Annotated in this window: 7 protein-coding genes; 3 read left to right on the forward strand and 4 right to left on the reverse strand. The window is 69.6% G+C overall.

Going from position 1 to position 6,106, the window contains the following annotated elements; all coding sequences use genetic code 11:
• The 3 genes from WCJ52_RS10880 to holA all read left to right on the forward strand — a co-directional run.
• On the forward strand, positions 1-1,467 hold a 1,467-nt coding region (locus WCJ52_RS10880; protein WP_336903330.1), incomplete at its 5' end, for a class I tRNA ligase family protein.
• Complete coding sequence (gene lptE, locus WCJ52_RS10885) at positions 1,464-1,961, forward strand: LPS assembly lipoprotein LptE (RefSeq protein ID WP_336903331.1); 498 nt, start codon at positions 1,464-1,466, stop codon at positions 1,959-1,961. The genes WCJ52_RS10880 and lptE, both read left to right, overlap by 4 nt.
• A 5-nt stretch (positions 1,962-1,966) precedes the next feature.
• Positions 1,967-3,019 carry a DNA polymerase III subunit delta gene (gene holA / locus WCJ52_RS10890; protein ID WP_336903332.1) on the forward strand — a complete coding sequence of 351 codons (1,053 nt, stop codon included), beginning with the start codon at positions 1,967-1,969 and terminating at the stop codon, positions 3,017-3,019.
• 24 nt (positions 3,020-3,043) lie between these two features.
• Here holA and WCJ52_RS10895 read toward each other — a convergent pair whose 3' ends face one another.
• From WCJ52_RS10895 to rsmG, 4 genes are read right to left on the reverse strand one after another with little or no spacing between them, the layout of a single operon-like run.
• Positions 3,044-3,772 (reverse strand): class I SAM-dependent methyltransferase, encoded by a 729-nt coding sequence (locus WCJ52_RS10895; protein WP_336903333.1) that lies wholly within the window; start codon positions 3,770-3,772, stop codon positions 3,044-3,046.
• Positions 3,773-3,801: 29 nt separating this feature from the next.
• Positions 3,802-4,668, reverse strand: coding sequence for a ParB/RepB/Spo0J family partition protein (locus WCJ52_RS10900; RefSeq protein ID WP_336903334.1), 867 nt, complete (start codon positions 4,666-4,668; stop codon positions 3,802-3,804).
• 10 nt (positions 4,669-4,678) lie between these two features.
• Positions 4,679-5,494, reverse strand: coding sequence for a ParA family protein (locus tag WCJ52_RS10905; protein WP_336903335.1), 816 nt, complete (start codon positions 5,492-5,494; stop codon positions 4,679-4,681).
• On the reverse strand, positions 5,478-6,098 hold the full coding sequence (gene rsmG, locus WCJ52_RS10910) for a 16S rRNA (guanine(527)-N(7))-methyltransferase RsmG (RefSeq protein ID WP_336903336.1): 621 nt from the start codon (positions 6,096-6,098) through the stop codon (positions 5,478-5,480). Before rsmG ends, WCJ52_RS10905 begins: the two co-directional genes overlap by 17 nt.
• Positions 6,099-6,106: the final 8 nt, after the last annotated feature.

The raw sequence follows: 6,106 nt of genomic DNA on the forward strand, positions 1-6,106 counted from the left end.
GCCTTCGAGGTCGGCGAGGAGGCCTGGACCGGTCCGGGCGTCCTGTTCAATTCCGGCTTCCTCGATGGCCTGGACATTGAGTCCGCCAAGGCCGCGGCCATCGCCCGGCTGGAAGCGGATGACGCTGGCGAGGGTGCCACAGTCTTCCGCCTGAGGGACTGGGGTGTCTCGCGCCAGCGGGCCTGGGGATGTCCGATCCCAATCATCCACTGTGCCGCCTGTGGCGTGGTGGCGGCACCCCGGGACAGCCTGCCCGTCGCCCACCCTGCGGACATCGTCTTCGGCAAGACCGGCAACGCCCTCGACCGCCATCCCACCTGGAAGCATGTCGCCTGCCCCACCTGTGGCGGCCCGGCGCAGAGGGAAACCGACACCCTCGACGTCTTTGTGGATTCCTCCTGGTACTTCGCCCGGTTTACCGATGTTGAAGCGGTCGAGCCGATCCAGCGGCAGGCGGCGGATTACTGGCTGCCCGTGGACCAGTACATCGGCGGGATCGAGCACGCCGTCCTTCACCTCCTCTATGCGAGGTTCGTCACCAAGGCCCTGGCAGACGCCGGCTACCTGTCGGTCCGGGAGCCCTTCGAAGGCCTGTTCACGCAAGGGATGGTGACCCACGAGACCTATCGCCGACAGAGCGGCGAATGGGTGGAGCCCGGCGAGGTGGCCATCGAGACCGAGGGCCAGACCCGGCGGGCCCGGCTCGTATCCAACGGCGCGCCCGTGGTCATCGGCGACCCTGAGAAGATGTCCAAGTCCAAGAAGAACACCGTCTCCCCCGGGGAGATCTTCGAGGTCTATGGGGTCGACGCGGCGCGGCTGTTCGTGCTGTCCGACTCGCCTCCGGAACGGGACGCCCAGTGGTCCAACGCCGGGGTCGAAGGCGCCTGGCGGTTCGTCAACCGGGTCTGGGGCGAATTCGACAGCCAGCCGGCCGGCCCGCACGCGGCCGATCCGGCCCACCCCGGGGCGGAGGCGCTGCGCCGGGCGACCCACCGCCTGACCCGGGCGGTGACCGAGGCCATCGAGACCTTCCGGTTCAATTCCGGGATCGCCCGCCTCTACGAATTCCTCAACCTCCTGAAGGAGCACAAGGCCGAGGGCGCAGAGACCGCCATCCTGGCCGAGCGGGCCGTGGCCCTGTCGACCTTCGCCCGGCTCATCGCCCCCTTTACCCCGCACCTGGCCGAGGAGTGCTGGGCCCATATCGGCGGCGAGGGCATGGTGGTCTTCGCCCCCTGGCCCGCCTTCGACGCGGCCCTCACCCGGGAGGCCGAGCTCACCCTGCCGGTCCAGGTCAATGGCAAGCGGCGCTGGGAGATCCGGGCACCAGCCGGTGCCGATCCGGCAGAGGTCGAGAAGTTGGTGCTTGACGACCCCGAGACGGCCCGGCGTCTTGAGGGCCTGACAATCCGCAAGGTGATCGTGGTGAAGGACCGTATCGTCAACATCGTGGCGGCCCCGTGAGGGCGGGCGCAGCCTTCGCCGGCCTGGCCGGAGCCTTTTGCCTGGGCCTGTCCGGCTGTGGCTTTACGCCTCTCTACGCCAACCCGGAGCTCGGCCCGGCCCTTGCCGCCGTCGAGGTCACCACCCCCGACGGCCGGGTCGGCGCCCTCCTGCGCGAGCAACTGGACGACGCCCTCGGCCGTCGGGCCTCCCTGCCGCCCGCCTACCGGCTGGACGTCGCCCTCTCAGAGATCCGCTATCCCCGGGGCGTGCGGGTGGACAATGTCGCCACGCGGTATGAATACGTCCTGACCGCCGCCTATACCCTCACTGCCTCTGCCGGGGGCGAGCCCCTGAAGACCGGCAAGGTCCGGGTCGAGCTGACCTACGACTCGGCGGACCAGCCCTACGCCTCGGTCATCGCCCAGCAGGACGCCCAGGCCCGGGCGGCGCAGGAGGCGGCCCGCAGGATCCAGGTCGAGCTGTCCAGCTTCCTGGCCAGCCAGGGGTCCTGATCGGGGTGATCCTCAGCCGCCGTCCCGACCTGGAGCGCTTCCTGGCCCGGCCAGACCCCGGGATTCGCGCGGCCGTGATCTACGGGCGGGACCTCGGCGTGGTCCGGGAGCGGGCCGCCCAGCTGGCGAAGCAGGTCACCGAGGACCCCGACGATCCCTTCAATGTCGCCCTTCTGACCGAGGGTGACCTGGCCGGGGACGACGCCCGCCTGGAGGGCGAACTGGCTGCCCAGTCCCTGATGGGCGGGCGAAGGCTGGTACGCCTGAGGCTGGGCGGGGAGCGGGCGGCGAGTGAGAAGCTGGCCGTAGAGGCCCTGTCCCGCCTCCTGGCCGGAGAGCTGAACCCGGAGGCCTTCCTATTGGTCGAAGCCGGGGCGCTGGGCCGGGACTCCGCCCTGCGAAAGGTCGCGGAGAAGGCCCCGGCCTGCGCCGTCATCCCCTGCTACGAGGACGAGGTGGGCGATGTGGCCCGGATGACGCGGGAGGCCCTGGCCAAGGACGGAGTGGGTCTCAACGCCGAAGCCCTCGCCCTCTTCGTCGGAAGGCTGCCCCACGAGCGGGGCGTGGCCCGGCGCGAGATCGAACGCCTCGCCCTCTTCCTGGGCCCTGGGTCGGGGGTGACGGCGGGACCCAAGGATCTGGAGGCCTTCCTGGGCGTCGAGCCCGAGGCCTCCCTGGCCGGCGCCGCCTCCGACGCCTTTGGCGGCAGGCTGGCCGAGGCGCAGGCGGGACTGAGACGGGCAGCGCAGGAGGGGCTTTCGGGTCCCGGGGCGGTCCGCGCCCTCGGCATGCACCTGGGAAAGCTTCGGCGCACCCTTACCCTCGCCCGGAACGGGGCCGGTCTTCAGGAGGCCGCCAAGGCCTCCGGAGTCTTCTGGAAGGACGAACGCGAGTTCCTGCGTCAGGCCAGGTCCTGGAGCCTGGAGACCCTCGACGGTGTGCAGGGGGATATCCTGGCTGCGGACCGGGCCTGCAAGACCGCCCGGGCACCGGACGTCCTCATCACCGAGAGGTTGGCCCTGCAGATTGCCGCAAGAGCCCGGCGCATGGGGCTCTAGATCATAACGTCTGTCTACTGACGATTAGCCGGCGATCACAAGGCGGTAGCCCGCGTCGTAGGAGTCGAGGCCCTTCAACCCGGCGAAGCGCCGGTCCCAGGAACCAGAATCCAGGTCTGAGCGGAGACGCTCCAGTCCGGCGAGCGGAGCGCCGAGGGCGCGGAACGAGGAGCTGCCCGAGCGTAGACGCGGGTCAAAATAGGCCTCAGGGCGACGCCAGTAGGCGTAGAGAAACCCGTCCACGCAGTCATGGGGGATTTCCAGGGGCTCGAGGCGAACCGAACCGAGGGCCGCCACGTAATCGGTAAGGGCTGGCATTTGTGCCTCGTCGAGGGCCGCCAGTTCGGGAAGATAGTCGGTCAGCCAGGGCCGGGCGCCGGGATCAAAGGTCAGGATGACGATCCGGCCCCGGGTCACACGCCTCAGTTCGCGAAGGCCGGCGGCGGGATCGGGCCAGTGGTGCACGGTCAACACGGCGAGCGCAGCCTCGAAGGCCCCATCGGCGAAGGGCAGGCGCGCCGCCACCGCCTGGACCGCGGGCGCGGCGCCCTGCGGGCGTTGACGGATCATCTCCCGGGAAGGCTCAACGGCGACGACCCGCCGGTCTTGCGGCTCGTAGTTTCCCGTCCCCGCCCCGATGTTCAGTAGGCTGGCCGACGGGCCCAGGGCGGCAGCCAGCCGGGCGGCGATCCGGGGGTCCGGGCGCCTGAGGCCGGCGTAGCCGTCTCCGATCTGGTCATAGAGGGCGGTCATGGGCCGGGGTCCCCGAAAAAGCCGCGGGCCTACCGGCGCGAGAGCCGGCGGCAGATTTCGTCGAGTTGCTCGAGGGTCGTGTAACGGATCCGCACCTCTCCGCGCCCGTCCTGGTCGGTGATCTCCACCTGGAGGCCGAGGGCAGCGGAGAGGTCCGCCTCGAGGGCAGCGGTGTCGGCATCCTTGCCGCTCGTCTTCCGACGCTGTGTGGCTCCCGGGGTTCCGGGCTCCTGGAGGCGGCGGACCAGGGCCTCGGTGTCGCGCACCGACAGGCCCCGCTCTAGCACCTGCCGGGCGGTGGCCAGGACATCCGGAGCCCCCAGCAGGGCGCGGGCATGGCCGGCGGTCAGCTCGGACTCCGCGAGCATGAGCTGGACCTCGGCTGGCAGGGCGAGCAGGCGTACGGCGTTGGCCACGTGCGGACGGCTCTTGCCCATGGCCCCGGCCACCTCGGCCTGGGTGCGTCCATACTGCTCAATCAGCCGCTGGTAGCCCGCAGCCTCCTCGATCGGGGTCAGGGATTCCCGCTGGACGTTCTCGGCGATGGCCGCCTCGAGCTGGGCAAGGTCCGTCATCGGACGGATCAGGGCGGGAATGGCGTGAAGCCCGGCCCTCTGGGAGGCCAGCCACCGGCGCTCGCCGGCGATCAGCTCGTAATGATCCTGCCTGGAAGGATGGGGCCGTACGAGGATCGGCTGGAGCACGCCGCTGTCCCGGATGGACTGCGCCAGACCTTCCAACTCCTCCGCCGCGAACCGGGCGCGGGGCTGGCCCTCGAACCGGTGGATCCGGTCGAGGGGGATTTCGCTGACGCTGCCGGGAGGCGGCGGTGGCGGCGGTGCCGCCTCTCCGAGGAGGGCCGAGAGACCCCGTCCTAGTCCGCGTTTTTCCGCCATCGGGGCCTCCTCAGGCCGCCTCGCGCCGGGCGCGTTCGCGCTGGACGACCTCGCGCGCCAGCCTCAGATAGGCCTGGCTGCCAGCGCAGTTGATATCATAGACCAGAACCGGCTTTCCGAAGGAGGGTGCCTCGGAGACCCGGACGTTCCGGGGGATGACCGTCTTGTAGACGGTCTCACCGAAATGGCTCCTCACATCGCCGGCCACCTGTTCTGACAGGCGGTTACGGCGGTCGAACATGGTCAGCACCACCCCCTGGATTTCGAGCCGGGGGTTCAGGCTCCCGCGCACCAGATCCACCGTGCGCATCAGCTGGCTCAGGCCCTCCAGGGCAAAGAACTCGCACTGCATGGGCACGAGCACAGCATCGGCTGCCGCCATGGCGTTGACGGTGAGCAGGTTGAGCGAGGGCGGGCAGTCAATCAGGACATAGGTGTAGCGCCTCGAGATCCGGACCGCCTCGAGGGCGTCACGCAGGCGGAAGGAGCGGCGGGCTTCCCGCCCGAGCTCGATCTCCACGCCGGAAAGGTCCGGATCGGCGGGCACCAGGTCCAGGCCGGGCAAGCGTGTCGGGATGACGGCGTCGAGGAGGGGGGTGGCGCTCATCAGCACGTCGTAAAGGGTGATGCGGCGCTCGGCGCGCGGCACGCCCAGGCCCGTCGAAGCATTGCCCTGAGGGTCGGAGTCGATCAGGAGAACGCGCTCGCCGACGGCAGCCAGGGCCGTCCCCAGGTTGATGGCGGTGGTAGTCTTGCCCACGCCGCCCTTCTGATTGGCGACGACGAGGACGCGGAGGGGACGGACGGCTTCAGCGACGGGGGCCACGACCGGAACTCCGGATACAAAGGATGCGGCCTCTACCATCGCTCAGACTGGGCAGGATATCCACCTCAAAATCCCATGATCTTGTGGCCACTTCGATTTCAGCCACAACATCTTGACCTTTAAGGAACAATGCCCCCGCCCCTCTACGGAAGTAGGGCCTAGCGTAACCAAGCAGTCGCACCAGGGGGGCGCAAGCCCTCGAAGTGACGATATCCACAGACAGGTCAAGTGCCTCGGCCCGGGCATTGTGGACCGTTGCAGGCAGACCAAGTTCGTGTGTCACCGCCTCGAGGAAGCGGCAGCGTTTGGCCACGCTTTCAACCAGGTGGACGTGAAAGCCCGGGCGACCCCGGCTGAGTATGGCCAGGACGATGCCGGGAAGACCGGCGCCGGTACCCAAGTCCGCCCAGGTCAGGGCCTCGGGCGCAAGGGGGAGGAGCTGGGCCGAGTCCAGGGCGTGCCGGGACCAGAAGTCGGGCAGGGTGGCGGGGCCCACCAGGTTCATCCTCTGGTTCCAGTCCTCAAGCCGAGACCGATAGATCTCCAGATCCGCCAGGGCGCGGTCACCGGCCCCGGTCAGGGCGGCGAAAGCCTCGGGGGTCAGGGGGGCCT

It is taken from the genome of Phenylobacterium sp., assembly GCF_037138395.1.
Lineage (GTDB): Bacteria > Pseudomonadota > Alphaproteobacteria > Caulobacterales > Caulobacteraceae > Phenylobacterium.

Coding starts and splice junctions, on each gene's coding strand:
- WCJ52_RS10895 (WP_336903333.1), bottom strand. CDS start 3,772: ATGACCGCCCTCTATGACCAGATCGGAGACGGCTACGCCGGCCTCAGG.
- WCJ52_RS10900 (WP_336903334.1), bottom strand. CDS start 4,668: ATGGCGGAAAAACGCGGACTAGGACGGGGTCTCTCGGCCCTCCTCGGA.